This window comes from Paenibacillus sp. FSL M7-0420, assembly GCF_038002345.1.
Classification (GTDB): Bacteria; Bacillota; Bacilli; order Paenibacillales; family Paenibacillaceae; genus Paenibacillus_AQ.
Window position 1 is genome coordinate 2236948 of the sequence record NZ_JBBOCJ010000001.1, and the last position, 19114, is coordinate 2256061.

General features: G+C 54.2%; 10 protein-coding genes. All 10 read left to right on the plus strand.

Going from position 1 to position 19114, the window contains the following annotated elements; translation table 11 throughout:
* Positions 1-5: 5 nt before the first annotated feature.
* The 10 genes from MKX51_RS09365 to MKX51_RS09410 all read left to right on the plus strand — a co-directional run bounded on the left by MKX51_RS09365 (position 6) and on the right by MKX51_RS09410 (position 19022).
* Positions 6-8726 carry a chitobiase/beta-hexosaminidase C-terminal domain-containing protein gene (locus tag MKX51_RS09365; RefSeq protein WP_340992154.1) on the plus strand — a complete coding sequence of 2907 codons (8721 nt, stop codon included), beginning with the start codon at positions 6-8 and terminating at the stop codon, positions 8724-8726.
* Between the two features lie 30 nt (positions 8727-8756).
* The gene (locus tag MKX51_RS09370; RefSeq protein WP_340942069.1) at positions 8757-9446 is read left to right on the plus strand and encodes a S1 family peptidase; all 690 of its coding nucleotides are present in this window, start codon (positions 8757-8759) and stop codon (positions 9444-9446) included.
* Between the two features lie 265 nt (positions 9447-9711).
* Positions 9712-10074, plus strand: coding sequence for a LytR/AlgR family response regulator transcription factor (locus MKX51_RS09375; RefSeq protein ID WP_340992155.1), 363 nt, complete (start codon positions 9712-9714; stop codon positions 10072-10074).
* Positions 10075-10161: 87 nt separating this feature from the next.
* Positions 10162-11343 (plus strand): MalY/PatB family protein, encoded by a 1182-nt coding sequence (locus tag MKX51_RS09380; protein ID WP_340992156.1) that lies wholly within the window; start codon positions 10162-10164, stop codon positions 11341-11343.
* Between the two features lie 148 nt (positions 11344-11491).
* Positions 11492-12448: a nucleoside hydrolase gene (locus MKX51_RS09385; protein ID WP_340992157.1), complete on the plus strand. Its 957-nt coding sequence runs from the start codon at positions 11492-11494 to the stop codon at positions 12446-12448.
* Positions 12449-12589: 141 nt separating this feature from the next.
* Positions 12590-13840, plus strand: coding sequence for a stalk domain-containing protein (locus MKX51_RS09390; RefSeq protein WP_340992158.1), 1251 nt, complete (start codon positions 12590-12592; stop codon positions 13838-13840).
* A 162-nt stretch (positions 13841-14002) separates the two neighbouring features.
* Entirely contained in the window at positions 14003-14956 is a 954-nt protein-coding gene (locus MKX51_RS09395) for a radical SAM protein (RefSeq protein ID WP_340992159.1), read from the plus strand.
* A gap of 79 nt (positions 14957-15035) precedes the next feature.
* Complete coding sequence (locus tag MKX51_RS09400; RefSeq protein WP_340992160.1) at positions 15036-16070, plus strand: bile acid:sodium symporter family protein; 1035 nt, start codon at positions 15036-15038, stop codon at positions 16068-16070.
* Positions 16071-16335: 265 nt separating this feature from the next.
* Entirely contained in the window at positions 16336-18369 is a 2034-nt protein-coding gene (locus MKX51_RS09405; RefSeq protein WP_340992161.1) for a methyl-accepting chemotaxis protein, read from the plus strand.
* 377 nt (positions 18370-18746) lie between these two features.
* Complete coding sequence (locus MKX51_RS09410) at positions 18747-19022, plus strand: CD3324 family protein (protein WP_340992162.1); 276 nt, start codon at positions 18747-18749, stop codon at positions 19020-19022.
* Positions 19023-19114 lie beyond the last annotated feature (92 nt).

The following is a 19114-nucleotide window of genomic DNA, read 5'->3' on the forward strand; positions in this document are numbered from 1 at the left end:
TCAACATGGCTTTGAAGCGAAGATCATGGATAGGTTATCTAATAGCACTGGCGGTAATTGTCGTTGCCGCAGTTGCCGGAGGCATCATGGCCAAGGCTGATCCGCAGACCTGGGACAGCACGGCCGATACCAGGTGGTATGTGCCAACGAATGATACCTTCAAAATTAAGAATGCTGAAGAGCTGGCAGGTGTAGCCAAGCTCGTCAATGAAGGTACCGTAAACGGTCTAAGCGGTAAAATTCTGGAGATTACGGACAACCTTAATCTCTCTGCTTACCAGTGGGTGCCCATCGGTACCGCTGAGCATCCATTCCGGGGAACACTCATCACCGAGAACGGGTTGATGAAGAAGATTAACGGGTTGAATGTAGTAGCAAACCGTTCTTATCAGGGTCTGGTAGGGAACATGGTAGGCGGTACAGTAGGCGGCCTGATTTTTGAAACAGGCACCATCTCTGTTACCGGAGTGACCTATGATGTCTATGCAGGCTCTGCTGTAGGTAAAATGAGCGGCAGCAGCATTGTGTTTGACATTACTAACCAGATCAATATCACTTCGGACGCTTCTCCGTACCACTCCTACGCGGGCGGTATTGTCGGCATGGGCGAAGGGATGATCTCGAATTCTATCAATAACGGGACGGTTACAGCGTATGGTTCAGCCGATGTTGGCGGAATGTTGGGCTATGGCGATTCCAGAGGCATTATCATCAAAAAAGTGGTCAACAATGGAGCGGTTCTTGCCCAGGGAACGGACAGTTCTGTGCTTACCGCAGGCGGGATCGCAGGTCATACTACAGGACCGCTTCGTCTAAATGATGAAGACACTCCAATCATCAATACGGCGGCTGTTACCATCGCCGGAGGGAATCAGGTTGCAGCAGGCGGGATTGCCGGTAAAGTAGACAACACCGTCGTGTTCTCCAACATGACTACCAATAATGGTGCAATTACCGTGAATGCAGCAGCGGCAGTGAATTCGGCAGCCGGGGCGCTGGTAGGTGCAACAGGTACGGTAGCAAGCGAAGCGGCTTCCATTACCTTTGTAAATACAGCGCCGGTTACCAATAACGGCGGCAAGAATGTATATACAGGCGGGATTGCCGGATATACCGGCAGCAAATTCACCTGGACGCATCCTTATGCGAATACTCAGCAGATTACAGCAACAGGCTCAGAGAATGTAGCTACCGGCGGATTCGTCGGATATGCCGCAGGCGGCTTGGTTACCAGCAACGCTTCGGCAGGAGTATTCGAGAATAGAAAGCTGATCTCAGTTAACGGCGGTAAAGGAGTCTACACTGGCGGGATTGCCGGTTACGATGCAGGCGGGAATATCACGCAGACCTCTTCCACAGGTGAACTGAAGGTTAATGGTACTGCGGATGTATACACAGGCGGTACCGTTGGTTACGAAATGGGCGGAACCATTGTTTCATCAGTTACCGGCACGACAGAAAGCAAGCCTCTGGCCATCACTTCCGATGGTACCATCGGCGGTATCGTCGGCTATCTGGAAGGAACCTTGAGTAATTCTTCTATTAAATATGCAACACTGCAAGTCACTTCTGCAGGCGGGGTTGCCGGCGGAATCGCCGGGAACGCACAAGGAGCGGTAAGTGGAGTCACTGCCGGTGATGCGGAATCGGCAGGCTACAGCACTTTGGTGCTTCAAGCTGTGGTAGCGGATGCGGCAGACGGGCAGGACAATATCACATTCGGCGGACTCGTGGGCGTGAACACCAAGCCGCTGTCGCTGACCGGCAGTAAGGCCTCGCGGATCAGCTTCCTGAATGAAGCGGGAAGAAGCGGGTATATCATCGGCGGCGCAGCAGGTAAGCTGAACGCTGATGCGGTAGTCGGGTCTGCTGCTGTGCCTGTGGATGTCCAGGATATCGTTACAGAGCTGAAGGCCGACAAGGTAAGCTTCGGCGGCGGCGCAGGGCATAACTCGGCTGCCCAGTTCAACGGGCACACGAATCGGATTGAGATTAAAGCTACAGGCGCTTCGGTAAAAGCCGGCGGTATGTTCGGCGAGAACCATTCGGCCGCAGCCGCTCCGTTCAATCATGCGGAGAATGTAGTTATCACTGCAAGCGGTGCGGATAACCAGCTTGGCGGGAATACCGGCTTCAATGCCGGACAGCTGGTTAACGCTACAGTGACTCAGTTGTCTATTCAAGCAAAAGGTGTACACGCTGTAGCTGGCGGGATCACCGGATATTCGGCGGGGACAGAGACTCCTGAAGCACGTGCAGGAATTACATCCGCTGTGCTGAATGTTCCCGGTGCTGAACCCATGATTACGCTGACAGCGGCGGATGCCAAAGCGGGGGCGATCGTAGGTGCTGCTGTGACAACGGATATTACAGCACCGGAAGTGAATGCGCAAGATGGTGCGCTGATGCTCATCCAGGCACAAGCTGCGAAGCCGTCTGTCGGCGGTCTGGCAGGTACCCTTTCGAACAGTACCATCAGCAGTGACAGCAAAGTCGTCAATGTAGAGAATATGCTCATTCTGGCAGGACCAGCGGCTACGGATGCCTATATTGGCGGGATTGTAGGCTACAATGAGTCCTCCAGGCTGGAACGTCTGGTAGGTTCAGCGGTGAGTCTGACCCTTAACGCACCGCGCGCTACTGCAGGCGGAGTGGCCGGATATAACCACGGCAGTGCTACAGGCATTATTGTAGACACTTATATCAGCGGTCTGAATCTGAAGGCTAACGACGGTGCAGTCTCCTCTTATGCCGGGGGCATTGTGGGCCTCAATGCGGCTCAGAGTATTGATCCGGTGCTGAGTCCTGCAACCTCGGTCAGCACGATTCAGAATACCCGTACACTGGGTACGGTCTCAGCTACCTCCTCAAGTGCCATTGTGGGCGGTATGGTCGGTGAGAACCGTACGCTGATTGCCAACAACAGCATTACCGATAAAATCTCGGTGATCTCCAGAGGCAATTCCTCCCTCATTGGCGGTCTGGCCGGTGTGAACACGGCATCAGGAACACTCTATTACACGTATTCCAATGCGAACCTGACCATTGAGGGGACAGGCACACATGCAGGAGGATTAGTAGGCAGCAATGCTGGTGCAGTCATTGGCTCTTATGTAGATATTGATGTGACGGGCAATGCCCAAGGAACATCAAGCGGTTCGGTCTACCTGGGCGGACTGATCGGCAGAAATACAGCCGGTACGGTGGAGCAATCCTACTCCGCTTCCAAGGTTACAGCGAACAAAGTCTATACCATTGTCGGCGGTCTGATCGGAGAGCTGTCCGGCGGAACGGTCAAGAATTCCTATGTAGCGAAAAGTGTTAACGCTGCGAACGATAATTCTTACGCCGGCGGCTTCGTTGGCAGAATTACAAACGGTAAAATAAGCAACGTCTACTCAGCAGCAGAGGTTAATGTAGCGGAGAAAAAGACCGCTTATGCCGGCGGTTTCGCCGGACGTTATGATAATGCAAGTAAAGAACTGCTCTACAAGTCTTACTATATTAAAGACGAAGGACTGAATATCAACCGCGATCTGCCTGATTTCGCAGAGGGCAATCACCGCTGGCTGAATGTGCATGTCCGGCTGACCACCATTCTGTCGGAGACACTGAAGGACAGAACGGTATTCCCGGGCTTGTCGGGCTGGGATTTCGAGGGAGCCTGGAAATACGGCTCGCTCAGCGCGGCATACCGCTATCCTGAAGTCAACCGCACTGCCAATACCGGCGGCGGAGACAACGGCAATAACGTGAATGCCAATATCAACTGGTACACGAAGGATAAGGATGCAATCGGCTTCGAGATCACCTCGGAGGCTGAGCTTGCCGGTCTGGCGGGAATTGTCAACGGCACCATTGCCGGTGTAGAGCAATTCAGCTTCAAGGACAGAACGGTGACTGTGATGAATCCGATCCATATCCAATCCAAGCAGTGGGTGCCTATCGGTGACAAGGAGGCTAATCCGTTTGAAGGAATGTTCGACGGGAAAAGCCTGCTAATCGACGGCCTGACCCTGCAGCCGGTATACACGCATTCCGGGCTGTTCGGAATCATTGGAGCGAATGCTACAGTGCAGAACATGAACCTTGAGCCGCTCGCGGTTGGTGGCAACGGCTACACCGGCGTACTGGCCGGGACGAATCTGGGTACAGTTAAGAATGTTGACCTTAAGCTGCTTGGCGGCGTGAAGGTCAGCGGCAGCATTGTCGGCGGCATCATCGGCCAGAACTCAGGAAGTGTTGCCGGTCTGCAGCTTACGCTGGACGGCGGAAGCCGGATTGAGACAGTAGCTGAAGGCGGCATCGCCGGCGGTCTGATCGGCGACAACACAGCGGATATTACAGCTGACATTTATGTTATTCACGATAAGGACGGCAGCATCGGCAGCGCGGCTGACCATGCCGTTATCGGCGGAGTTATCGGGGTTCAGAATGGTAATGTGACAGGCCTGGCCCTTGAAGTGAACTCAAGATACCGGATCTCTTCAACAGGAATGGAAGCCACGGTTGGCGGACTGGTTGGACATTACCAGACGGGTCAAGCTGAAGGGCTGACCGTGAGCTTTGCAGACGGAACCCTGGAAGCGCGGGGGCTTGGCTCCATCCTTGGCGGTATGATCGGTCAATCCGATCAAGGGAACAGCATCCGCAATGTAATCGTAACCGGCTCCGGAAGCGGAGTACAGCTGACAGCTAATGGTACGGCTGGCGGTGTTGTGGGCGTGAAGGATGGCAGACTCGGCGGAATGCTGGCCCGTTCTGTGGATACCGGCAGCAGCTTCGATATTGAACATGCAGCAGTATCAGGCGTGAAGCTGGCTACAACAGGCGACAGCTTGAAGGCTGTGCTCGGCGGGATTGCCGGATCGGCTTCCCGGACGGCGATCAATGACGCCAAGTTCAAGGCTTCGTTGCAGGCCGCTGGTGATGTGATCACTGCCGGAGGTATTGTGGGAGAGAGTGATAACTCCATCATCTATAATGCAGATTCGTCACCTGAGCTTCAGGCGGCGGCGAAGAGCGGTGAGGTCGCGGTCGGCGGAATCGCCGGAACGATATCAGCGGACGATATCGATCAAGGCTTTGACTTTGGCAAGGCATATCCGCTGTATAAGGGGATTTATATTGCGAAGGTTCATGATGGTCAGATCACAGTCACCGGAACAGATCATCGTGCAGATCTCTATGCGGGCGGTCTGACCGGCAAGAATACGGATGCCTCCATCTATAGCTCCGAAGTTGCCTCCGGTCTCAAGGTAACCGGCGGTAATACCGTGAGTGCAGGCGGAGTAGCCGGATACAGCAATGGTATCATTGTAGATACCATTGTCAGAAGCGGTGTGAACACGGATAACAGCAGAGTGATCAATACCGGCGGACTTGTCGGTTGGGGAGACGGCGGAGAGATTCATTACAGTAAAGTTATCTCCGGCTCAGGACAGTCCATCACCATCGGATCGGCGGTCACCCTGGGTGAATCGGTACCGAATACACGCGTCGGCGGGGTCATCGGAATGGCCGATCATGTCCTGATTACGAATACCCATACGGATATTCCGGTAGTCATTACAGATACCAATCAGGATAACACGATGTATGCAGGCGGTTTTGCCGGACTGCTGGGTGAGAACGGCACGCTTGCCGGACAAATTCAGAAGTCTTATGCCACAGGCAAGCTGAATGTCAGCGGCAGATTAGGCTCTTATGTCGGCGGATTCGCCGGATCTGTAGATCATTACTCGATCACAGATTCCTATGCCTCCGGTGACATCAGCAATACCGGCTTCGATACACGCAGCGGCGGCTTCGCAGCATCTGTGGAGAGAAGCGGCAGCATCAGCAAGTCTTATGCATTGCAGAATAAGCTGTCTACTGTCGGAGTGAAGTCTTCGACCCGTTCCTATAACGGCGGCTTCGCCGGATATAATGACGGAACGTTAACTAGTGTATATGCCAATGTACCGCAGATTACGGTGGCGGTTGCCGGGGACAATGTCTCCAAGGGAGCACTGGTCGGCTACAACTTCCGGGACGGCAAAATTCTTAGTTCGTCCTACACAGGCACACTGGATGCTGTAGGACGTAACACAGGCGCGGCCGCAGCAGCCGTAAGTACAGCAGCAGTTGATCCGCTGGCTTCAGGACTCTGGAGTATCGACTATGATACTACCTTCCTGAACGACCTGACGGATGGGGCCATTACAGTACAGACGCCGCTGCAGCTGGCGGGGGCAGTCATGTTCTATAACGAGACAGGACTGAATTATTACAAGCTGTTCAACAGAACGGCTGAAGACAAGCCGGAGCTGGCAACGATCCTGCTCGGTGCGGATATCGACCTTGCCGGACGCTACTGGACGGCATTCGACAGCTTCACAGGCGTGTTCGACGGTCAAGGCCATACGCTAAACGGACTGTCGCTGAAAGCCTCCGGTCAGCAAACCGCCGGATTCATCAAGGATAACCGTGGACAGTTCCTGAATGTGAGCTTCACCGGGGCCGATATCTCCGGTGCAGTGAACGCAGGTGTTGCTGTCGGGATTAACCACAAGGGTGCAGTCATCCAGAATGTGAAGGTCAGCGGTTCCGTGACTGCCAGTGCTGCCGCAGGCGGGGCAGCAGGTGTGAATCAGGGTACCCTGGAGAAGGTCACGAATGAAGGTGTGACCCTTGCCGGAGCGGGCCGGATTGGCGGCATTGCCGGAAGCAACGCCGGTGTGATTCACCAGGCTGTATCCAAGGGCAATATTGATGTTACATCTGCACTGGCCGCAGGCGGAATTGCCGGTGAGAACAGTGCGGAAGGCACGATCACTGAGTCGATGGCCTATGGCGATATCCGTGTAGCTTCAGCCCAGGCGATCGCCGGCGGAATCAGCGGTCTGAATGCGGGAGAGATCAAGAACAGCTACTCGGCTGGGGCGGTCCTCGCCGAAGGCATGTCTACTGCATGGGCTGGCGGTATTGCCGGTCTGGCAGAGAGCGGATCGATTATTACTTCCCTGAACACCGGAGAAGTGAAGGCTGGAGTGAAGGGCAAGATTCAACCGCTGCAGGCCTTCTTCGGCGGGATTGCCGGACAGAAATCGGACAAGGCCACGATCAGCGGCTCCTTGTTCAACAGACAAATGCTGAAGAATAATATTGCGTACTACAATCTGAATGGTCAGGCAGTGTCCGGCAATAACAGCAGTGCCATGGGGCTGCCGGGTGCAGAGCTTACTGGCGCGAATCTGCCGGCAGGCCTGGATGCCGGAATCTGGACAGCCCAGAACACATTCTATCCGCTGCTTCAGGCCTTTAACGGAACAAATGAAGGGACACTGGCTTCAGCCGCTGTTATCCTGAACCCGCAGGATCTGATTAACCGCGTGGGTTCGGCATTCCACATGAGCAGCGGCGGAGCACTCTCCTGGAGCGCTGATCCGTCCAAGGCTGTAGTGAACGGTACAACCGGCAGCCTGATATCAGGTGGCAGTGCAGTGCTGAAGGCAAACGCTGGAGGACAAAGCAGAAGTATTGCTATTAATACAGCTGCATTCCAGTACCCGAGCGCAGCAGTTGCACCAACTGCAACTCCTGCAGATAAGAATTTCACCACTGAAGTGAAGGTGGAGCTGGCAACAGGCGAGCAGGGAGGAAGCATCTACTATACACTGGACGGTACAACACCTACAGAGACCTCCCAGGTGTACAGCGGACCTATCGATCTTAAGAGCACAACAACAGTTAGAGCCGTTACCATTGCTCCCGGCAAAGAGTACAGTCCGGTGGCAAGCTGGACCTGGACACTTGTCGTCCCTAATCCCGGCCCTGGTTCCGGCCCTGGTACGAGCCCAGGGGGTGGTCCTGGCCCGGCAGCTCCGCTTCCGAGCCCGACACCTGCACCGGCAGCTCCGGCAATTACCGCTATTGCAGGCGCAACGTCTATTAATGGAGACAGCAAGGAGCCTGTGAAGATTGCCAAGAACAGCAAGCTTGCGCTGAAGGCTCCAGAAGGGCAGACAATCTATTACACAACGGACGGCAGCATTCCGACTGCCAAGAGTACGAAATACACCGGCGAGCTGCTGATCACCAAGAGTATGACGGTCAAAGCCATCACGGACAAAGACGATAAAGTCATTACCATCGAGTATGTGGTGGAGAATGCGAAGTACAGCCTGAAGAGTAACAGCGGCGAGATCAAGTATATGGCTGCCTATCCGAACGGCTTGTTCATGCCAAACGCTGCTATTACGCGGTATGAGCTGATCCAGTCCCTTGCGCCGCTGCTCGATATGGAAGAAGTGAATGTAGGCAATCTGTTCAATGATGTCAATGCCGAGAATGAAGGCCTGACCGGATTCTTCGCATCGGCGGGCATTATTGAAGGCTTCCCGGATGGCGGATTCGGCGGAACGAAGGGCTTAACCAGAGCCGAGTTCTCCAAAATCATGACCACTGTGCTGAAGCTGGATGTAACTCAGACAGGTGTGACGAAGCAGAAGGATATCCGCGGACACTGGGCTGAGAAATACGTGAATGCCCTGTCGCAGGCGGGATATGTGCAAGGCTTCCCTGACGGAACCTTCAAGCCGGGAACACCGATTACCCGTGCGCAGGCCGTAGTGCTGATCAACCGGATTGCCGGCACGAAGAAGCTGACGGTAACGGCTGTACGGTTCAAGGATGTTCCGGCAACCCACTGGGCTTACAAAGACATCATGTCAGTTGTGAAATAACAGAAATTCATAAGTGAAGGAGATCGGCGGATGAAAACAAAGCTGCTTGCCGTAAGCCTGGTCCTCTCATTGATCTCGGCGATACTCTTCTATTCGGGCACCACCAGTGCGGATACACCTGAGGCGTTTAGCGCTGAACAAAGCTATGGAATAGCGAGTAAGGCGATCTTTTATCTGCGTGTGCTGAAAAGCGACGGTACTGCAAGCTCTACCGGAACAGGAATTATCCTGTCTCCGGCCGGTACCGCAGCAACGGCGTATCATGTGGTCAAAAGCGCACAGCGCATTGAAGGAGTCATGGCGGACGGAACGGTGATCAGTCCGATTAAAGTCACGAAGTCCGACGAGCTGAAGGATGTGGCCATCCTTGAACTGCCAAGTCCCGCTGCGATGAAGCAAAAGGATAATGCCTATGCTTATCTGCCGCTGCGTAAGGACAAGCTGAGACATGGTGAAGCGGTGTATGCCCTGGGCTATCCGCTCAAGAATACAGCGATCATCACGGAGGGGATTGTCAACACTCCGGCAGCCGACATTAACGGCCGAAGCCGGATTCTGACCTCGGCCCAGGTGGCAAGCGGAATGTCCGGGGGGCCTTTGCTCGATACGCACGGCGAGCTGGCCGGTATCATCTCCGGTTCCCTGCGGACGATGACTAACATTCATTTGATTGTGAATACGGAGGATCTGCGCAGCCTGCTGCCGGCTTCCTTCAACTAAAAGCATTACCAGAAGCAGCTTACACTTGCGGCTGCAATATAATACCGACTATGGCTGTCCTCAGGCGTTTCGTTGAAAACGCGGGGACAGCAATTTTTTTAAAAATATAAGAAATTATATGTTTCACACAATAATTTATCCTTCTATTTCTCGCTGAAACGGTACCGTCCTTTACAAGGACGGCAAAGCCGTTTCCACTTGAATATAGAATGTATGGGCTGCTCTTGTAACCGCAATTCACCGTATGGAAGGAGGAGGAACCCGGGTGATTAAGGCCTATTTGCTGGATGTGAATCAGAAGGATCTCTATAAGCTGTCATCGATGCTTCAGCATACAGGCAAGGTGAATGTGATCGGCATGTCTGCTTATCCCGAGAATGTGGTGGACCGGATTGTTCTGCTGCAGCCCGATGTGCTGTTTCTGGATCTTCAGCTGCCCGGCCACCAAGGAGTCGTCGTAGCCGAGCTGGTGAAGAAAAAGCTGCCGGATATTCAGATTGTGGTGGTCACAGAGACAAAGCAGCATGCCCTGTGGGCCTTCGACCAGGATATTGTGGATTATGTGCTGAAGCCGCTGGAGGAGGTCCGGCTGGGCCAGTCTCTGGAGCGGCTGCGCCAGGGAAGCTGAAGCAGGCTGGCGGATGGAATCAGGATGCCGGATGTCCTCTGCCCATGGTACAATGTACGGACAAGCAGAAAGGATGGGTGATTTTAGTTGAAGTATGATTTTAACCGTATCATAGACCGCCGCAATACCCGTTCCTACAAATGGGACCAGTCCGAGAAGCTGTTCGGAGACAAGGAGATTCTTCCGCTGTGGGTAGCAGATATGGACTTTGCGAGCCCTCCTGCGGTTCAGGAAGCGATTCTGCGCCGCGTACAGTCAGGAATATACGGCTATAGCGTGACGGGCGACTCTTACAAAGCGGCGATTGCCGGCTGGTACCGCAGACGCCATGACTGGGAGATTCAGAAGGACTGGATCTCGGATTCCCCGGGAATTGTCACCTCGCTCAGCCTGTCTGTAGAGCTGTTCAGCCAGCCGGGCGATCAGGTGATCGTGCAGTCGCCGGTATATTATCCGTTCTATGATGTCATCCGCATGAATGACCGCAAGGTGGCGGCGAATCCGCTGAAGCTGCAAGACGGTCATTATGTGATGGACTACGTGCAGCTGGAGGAGCTTATGGCCGGTGGCGCGAAGCTGCTGCTGCTGTGTAATCCGCATAACCCGGGCGGCAGAGTGTGGGAGCGCGAAGAGCTGCTGCGTCTGGGCGAACTATGCCTGCGGTACGGGGTAACCGTGATCTCGGATGAGATTCATTGCGACATGATCATGCCCGGACACAAGCATATTCCGTTCGCTTCCCTGTCGCCGGAATTGTCAGACATTACGCTGACTACACTAGCGGCAACCAAGACCTTCAATCTGCCGGGGCTGCAGACCTCGTATATCGTCACCTCCAGCCCGGAGCTGAAACAGAAGTTCGATTACAAGATCAAGGCGCTCAGCCTGCATATGTCGCCCTTCTTCACGCCGGAGGCTGTGGAGGCGGCTTATAACGAAGGAGGAGAATGGCTCGATGAGCTGATCCCGCATATCAACGGCAATGCCGAATACGCGATCAGTTATCTGACAGAACATCTGCCCCAGGTGAAGCCGATGAAGCCTGAGGCAACCTATCTGCTGTGGATTGACTGCCGGGCGCTCGGACTCGATGCGGACGGGCTCAAGCAGCTGATGTATCGCGAGGCTAAGGTGGCCTTTAATGAAGGCTCCGTCTTCGGAGCGGAAGGCCAAGGCCATCTGCGGATCAATCTGGCCTGCCCGCGCTCCCTGCTGGCTGAAGCGCTGGAGCGGTTCGTTAAGGCTGCGGGGGCTTATGTAACCCGATAATCTGTAATAAAGAATCCGCTGGCTTATGAAGCTGGCGGATTCTTTATTGTGTGGAAACCATATTGAGCCGGGGGAAGCCCCATGTTAAGATGGGCAGTGCGACTAAGCCGAGAGAGCGAAGTAATTATAGGGAGTGGGAGAGATAGAGATGAGTAAAAGCACAACTAGAATCATCATTGATTGTGATACAGGGATAGACGATGCACTGGCCATATTGTACGCGCTCCGGGCACCGGGTGTGGTGGTCGAGGGGATTACGACCGTGTTCGGCAATATTGATGTGCAGCAGGCGGCGGATAACACGCTGCGGCTGCTTGAGCTGGCGGCTCCGGGCTATGAAATCCCGGTAGCGCTTGGCGCTTCCCGTGCGCTGGTACGCGAGCTGACCGGCTTCTCCACCCATGTTCACGGGGAAAATGGCATCGGCGGCGTTCAGCTGCCGCCCTCCCGGCAGGTGCCGGTGCAGGAAACGGCGGCAGAGTTCATTGTGCGGATGGCGGACGAGAATCCGGGAGAGATTGTGCTGGTGACGCTTGGACGGCTCACTAACCTGTCGCTGGCCCTGGATCTGGACCCGGAGCTGACCTCAAAGCTGAAGAAGGTGGTGGTGATGGGAGGCACGGTCTTTAAGCCGGGCAACGTCACGCCGGTGGCCGAAGCCAATCTGTGGGGCGACCCGGAAGCGGCAGACCGCGTGTTCACTTCTGGGCTGCCTGTAATGATGATCGGGCTGGATGTCACCCTGCAGACGCGGATTACATCTGAGCATGTGGAGCTGCTGAAGCTGCATGGACGGGAAGAGAATAAGGCGGTCATCGACTTCATGGAAGAGTCGCTGGCGTATTATTTTAAATTTTACCGCGAGGCGAACTATCTGATTAACAGCGCTCCGCTGCATGATCCGCTGGCCCTGATGGCTGCCTTGCAGCCGGATCTGGTAACCTGCCGCCGGATGAAGGTCCGTGTGGAGCATCAGGGGGCGTTCACCTCCGGTATGGTCGTAGCCGACTTGCGGGCACAACCCAAAGAAGGCGAGTTCATCGAAGTGGCTGTAGAGGTGGATGCTGAGCGGGCGGTTGGTGTCTTTTTGAGCGTGTTCATATAGGTGTTAAGGGAACCCCGGACGGGTGAATCTGCAATGGTTACAATACCTTCATTTGCTATATTTATCTAGTTTGCTAGAATAGTAGGGGATGTAAGGTTGAGAGATTCACAATCTATTTAAGAGGATGGGGAACCTACTTATATGAAGCATTTGGCCAAAATAGTATTATGCGCAGCGATCTCACTCGGCAGCCTCTCGGCACTTCCGGCAAGCGCGGTCCATGCGGCACCTGCGGGTGTCAGTATCATGCTGGACGGATATCCGCTGCCGTTCCCGGTGGAGCCGGTGATGATGAACGGAACGACCATGGTGCCCTTCCGCGCCATCTCTGAAGCCTTGGGAATTCAGGTGGAATGGAATCAGAAGGCCCGCAAAATCACGGCCACCCGGAAGGACGCAGCTGGCACCGCTCCAACCGTAGTGGTCCTGACCCTCGGCAGCAAAAATGCCGTCGTGAACGGGACGGTAGTGAAGCTTGCGGCAGCGCCGCAGGATATCCGCGGAACGACGATGCTGCCGCTCAAATTCTTCAGCCAGCAGTTCGGGGCGGCTGCCTCCTGGGATCAGGCGTCCAAGACCGTATCCATTACCTCCCCGAAACGGGACATGTACACCTTGGGCTTCTACGCACAGAAGGCCTACAGTGAGGTCTCGCTTATTCCAAGCTTCGATGCGGTTGCTTTTGGCTGGGCGCGGATTGACAAGGACGGCCAGTTCACCACCACCGGCAAGGATTTCTGGTGGCCGGAGGCGGCAGGCGAGGTTACGCCGGAATCGATTGTGCAGAATGCGGCGGCGGGAGGGACCTCTCCCTACCTGATGGTCTATTCCAGTGACTCGTCACTGGAGCTGAGCAAGAATTTGGAGGACCCGCAGCTCCAGCAGCAGACGATCGCCAGTATTGTTGATTTGGCCTCGCAGAAGGGCTTCAAGGGCATCGGACTGGATCTGGAAGGACTGGGACTGACGGGGGATAAGACGCTGGTGCAGAGCCAATATAACGCTTTTGTCCAAAAGCTCTCCACAGCCGCCCGCGCTGCCAGCCTCAAGCTGACCGTCATTCTGCATCCGCTGAACAGCTCCTACAAGGGGTATGATTACAAGACGCTGGGGACACTTGCAGATGATCTGGTCATTATGGCTTACGCCTATGAAGGAGAGACCGGGCCGGAGCCGATGAATAAGGTCGATGAGAGCATCCGGCTGGCGCTTGATCAGGTCAGCAAGGAGAAGCTGATTCTCGGGATATCGGTCTACAGTGAGAACGAAGCCTCCGTCAATGCCAAGATCGGCCTGGCTAAGCGGTACGGCCTGAAGGGGATTGCGATCTGGCGTCTGGGGATCATCGGCCAGCCGGTGCTGAACCGGATGGGAGAAGCTATCGAGCTGTAGCAGGATATCTATTATAATGAAGACTGCCGTATGGTGAGCCTATAACCGTGCGGCAGTTTTTTTGCACATATTAAATGTCACATTAACCTCGCGGGCTAACCTGTATAATTCTATAGTTAACTTTATTGCGAATGTACGCACATTGAAGGAGGACTATAGATTATGAGTACGAAATATAAAGCGCTGGAACTGGATAAGCCGATGACTTACGAGCTGGAAGGGCTGGAAGTCGGCGTGACCTCGAACTGCAATTTCCGCTGTGATTACTGCTGCGCTTATAATAGAAATGACGGCCAGACCCTTGACGGCAAGGAGGTTATCCGCATTCTGGAGGAGCTGCCTAATCTTAAGCGGGTGCGTCTGTCCGGCGGAGAGGTTACACTGAAGTTTCAGGATTGTGTGGAGATTGTGGCATACTGCTCTTCGCGCGGCATTCAGACCCAGCTGAACTCGAACGGCAGCCTGCTGAATGAGCAGCGGATCGGGCAGCTGGTGGACGCAGGTCTGACGACGATTCATATTTCTTTTAATTTCACCACGGCTGAAGGCTTCTCGCGTTATTATAATATTCATCCGAGTGTCTATCACAAGATCAGAGAGAACATCACCATGTTCGCCAAGACCAATGTCAATGTGGTGCTGGAGACCCTGCTGTTCAATGAAACACAGGATCATATGCAGGAGATCAGCGAGCATGTCTATTCGATGGGCGTAAGAACGCATGAAATCCAGAACAGTATTATCATGGGACATACCGGCTGGAAGGCGATTGCCGCCCGGGAACAGCTGAAGAATGCCGTCAATGAGCTGATTGCGCGGAAGCCGGAGGATACGACGCTCTACTTCACCTGTATGGACCGTTTCATGGAGGCGATGGGCTTCCAGGAGCAGCCGGGCGTCTATTTCCCGCATTGCATTGAAGGCATGAAGCAGCTTCATCTGCACGGCAACGGCGACATTCTGATCTCCGAGCTGTGCCACCCGGTCATTATCGGCAATATCTATAACGGAACATCACTTAAGGACTTGTACAGTAATATGCCGGCACCGCTGTCGGACTATCTGGAGAAACGGCCTTGCCCGGCGCTGGACGCCTTGTTCCCGCAAGGAGTATAGCTCCCTTACCGGACCTTGCAGCAGAGACAGTCAGTGCAGCAGAGTATAATGGCATAGTTCACATAGGGGGATGAAATACATGCTTGGTGCAGTAAGACGCGGATTAGTATCTTCCAATACGGTGCTGGAGCGGATCATGCCGCTGCTAACACCCGCAGCCATCGTAGTTGGCGTGGTCAATGAGGCGTCCCTGCTTCCGTTAACGTGGCTGGTGCCCTGGATTTTTGCGGGTATGACGCTGATCGGCAGTCTGAAATCCAATTTCCGGGATCTGCTTGCCGTGCTGGTCAAGCCGCAGAAGCTGATTCTTCTGCTGGTGATCCTGCATGTGGTAATGCCGCTGATCGGCTGGCTGGCCGCGATGCTGTTTTTCCCGGGCGATCCTTATACGGTTACAGGGTATGTGCTGCTGTTTGCGATTCCAACCGGGGTGGTCAGTGTAGTCTGGGTATCCATGCATGGCGGGAATATTGCGCTTACGCTGGCCCTGATTCTGATCGATACGTTGTTATCGCCGTTGATTGTACCCGCTACCCTATATGTGCTGATGGGCGCAAGCGTCCAGATGGATGCCGGTGAGATGATGCGGGGTCTGCTCTGGATGGTGGTGCTGCCCTCCGTAGCGGGAATGCTGCTGAATCAATTCAGCAAAGGCAAGATCAGCACGGTCTGCGGCCCGCCGCTGGCCCCGTTTGTCAAGGTGGGCTTGTTCACCGTGGTCTCGATCAATGGGGCCAGCATTGCCCGGTATCTGAAGCATCCGGACGGCAAGCTCGTGCTGATTATCGCGGTGACCTTCGTTACGGTTGCCCTCGGCTACGTTATTGGAGCATTCGTCTCGCGCCGCCTGCACTATGATCATGAGAGCTCTGTGGCCGTACAGTTCAATTCCGGTATGCGTAATCTCAGTGCAGGTGCAGTGTTGGCTGTGCGCTATTTCCCGCCCGCCGTAGCGCTGCCCGTGATCTCCGGTATGCTGTTCCAGCAGATTCTGGCTGCCTGCTCCGGCATGTTCATCCGCAGCAGGGTGAGACGGCGGCAGCAGACTGAGCTGCTGGCCGACCGGCTGGCAGCCCCAGCTTCATCTGACATTCGCAGCACGCTTACTAAATAGAACCTGTCTGTGTATCTGTGTATATGAACCCGCTTTTTCTGTTGATGCCGTAGTCTGCGGCGGCAGGGAAGAGCGGGTTTTGCAGTGTTTGGAATGAAATGTATATTTCATACTACCATTCGACAAAAAACGATAATATTTCTGAAAATTCTACATGGAATATTCATTATTTTCGAGGAAAATCCGATAATTATTGTAATAAAGTTAGCATTTTGGCTGATTAGAAGCGAGTGGATAAGAAAAGGGCGGAAGGAAGTAGAAAATCATGAAGATTCGTATGAAGCTATCGGTTATGATGATTGTCGTCACACTTATTTCTACAGCATTAATGGGGATTTTTACGTATACCAAATCCACAGGCACCATCATGAATCTGACCGAATCTTCCATGGAACAGGTGGGCACCAATAAAGCGCAGACCATTGCCGCCATGATTGATAAAGAGAAGCGGAGTATACAGCTGGTTGCCGGGGACAGCGAGATTGTGCAGCTGTTGACGCAGGCTGGTAATAACGGATGGAGCGGCGGGAATCCCCTGCAGAATCAAGTGAATGTGAAGCTTCAGAGGCTGGTGAAGGATGCAGGCAACCTGGAGCATATGTTCGTGGTTGATCTGAAGGGAACGGCGGTGGCGGATAGCGATACCAAGCTGGTCGGCGCCAACTTCAGCGATAGAAATTATACGAAGAATGTTTTGAAGACCGGGATGCCTGTAATCAGCGAGACGCTGAAGTCCAAGTCAACAGGGGCATATATTGTGGCTTTTGTCCATCCGGTGACAAGCGGGGAGAAGATGATCGGGTTCGTCGCTTCGGCAGTCCGGGCGGACAGTCTGGTGACCTATCTGGCCGATGCCAAGGTGGCGGGTGCACCTTCCTCTTATGCCTACCTGGTGGATGAAACGGGGAATACGCTGTACCACCCCGACGAGAAGAAGATAGGTTCACTGGTGGAGAACGAATCCATCAAAGCCGTGGTCGAGCAGGTGAAGGCGGGGCAGACGGTACCGGACGGGAATGTCGAATACACTTTCAACGGGGCCAAGAAAAAAGCGGCCTTCACCGTGCTCCCCGAGACGAAGTGGACTCTGGTGCTGACCGGAGATGTGGACGAGGTGCTGCAGCCGGTGAGCGAAATGACGAACTTCATTCTGCTGCTGGGCCTGGGAAGCCTGCTGCTCACACTGCTGATCGGGACTACGGTGGCAACCCGGATCTCCTCGCCAATCATCAAGCTCACGGAGCTGGTGAACCGCACGGCAGAGCTGGACCTCAAGTATGATCATCAATATGAATATTTGACTAAAAATAAAGACGAGACAGGAACCATTGCCAAGGCTATGTTCCGTACCCGCGCGGCGCTGCGTGAGATGGCGGGCAGTCTGATTGCGATCTCCTCCAAGGTGCTGGACAATGCCGAGACGCTGGAGAAGCTGTCGAACGAGGTTAGAGAGAATGCGCATGATAATTCAGCCACGACAGAGGAGCTGTCCGCTGGGATGGAGGAGACGGCGGCTTCTACCGAGGAGATGACGGCGGCTATTCACGAGACCCTGAGCAATGTCAGAATGATCAGTGCTAAGGTAAAAGAAGGCGCGGATGTATCAGGCCTGATTACGCAGCGGGCCCTGGAGCTTCAGCATGATGCAGTGACATCCACAGAGAATGCGAAGCAGATCTACAGCTCGGTCCGCAGTGAGATGCAGCAGGCTATTGAGCAATCAGGAGCGATCCACGAGATCAATATATTGGCCGATACGATCCTCTCCATTACAAGCCAGACCAACCTTCTGGCGCTGAATGCGGCGATTGAAGCCGCGCGGGCCGGCGAGGCGGGCCGGGGCTTCGCCGTAGTGGCCGGGGAGATCCGCAAGCTCGCGGAGAAGTCCTCCGAGACGGCGTCAGGCATTCAAGAGGTGGTCAAAAATGTCTATGCCTCCGTGGAGCAGATGACCCGGCATTCCGAGGCCGTACTGAGCTTCATCGACCGCAATGTGCTGGGCGATTATGAGCGCCTGACCGAGGTCAGCCAGCAGTATAATGAGGATGCTTCCACGATTAACGGGCTGATGAACCAGTTCGAGGAAGCGGCCGATCATCTGAACGAGACCGTCTCCAGCATCGCCATCGCCGTCAATGAAGTAGCAGCTACCGTGAACGAGGGGGCCATCGGGGTGCAGGATATCGCCGAGAAGACGGCGGACATTGTGGAGAAGACCTTCCATGAAGCCACAATGGCTGACGAGAATACGCAGAGCGCTAAGGAAATGCAGCAGCTGGTTGAGAAATTCAAAATCTGAGCGGGTTTCAGCAGATCTTTACCTGGGCTTCATCTGTTTTTAAGCTTGAGGGGGTATAGTACTCACATACCCCCCTTTAATATAACTTTTGACCCCGCCGGACGCTGGCGGGGTCCTTTTTTTTGTGTATTGATATTTGCGCTGAAGCCGGGGTTTCCGGTATGCTATATGTAAGTATAATACTGGAAGGAGGACACTTCATGAGCAGATTAATGCTCAGCTCTGCGCAGAGTCTACGGACCCACACACAGCGGTTAATGTGCAGAGCGGACAGCTATACTCCGCTGTAATAATGTAATGCTTCACCTGTGAACGTCAGTCCGATAGACTCTGCTGCCTTGATAAGTTGAAATAACTTAAGAGGAGCGGAGCGAGCAATGAAATATGTAAATGCAGATCTGGTATTACCGCAGCAGCTGCTGCAGGAGGTTCAGAAATATATGCAGGGCGGGATGCTCTATATCCCGAAGCCCGAGGGACAGCGCAAGCGGTGGGGGGAGAATTCAGGCGGCAGATCCTATCTGAGCGCCCGAAACGAGTCCATTCGTGAGCATTATGCCAGCGGATTGAGCGTAACCGAGCTGGCGGAGCAATTCTGCCTGTCGGCCGACAGCATCAAGAAGATTGTATATGGAAGCAAGCAGAGAGGGTAGAGGGCTAAAGGCGCGTAACGTAGCCATTTCTGCTTGTGAGATTCAGCTCGAGCTGGCTCCGATTGCACTATGTACACTAGATTCCTCCAAAA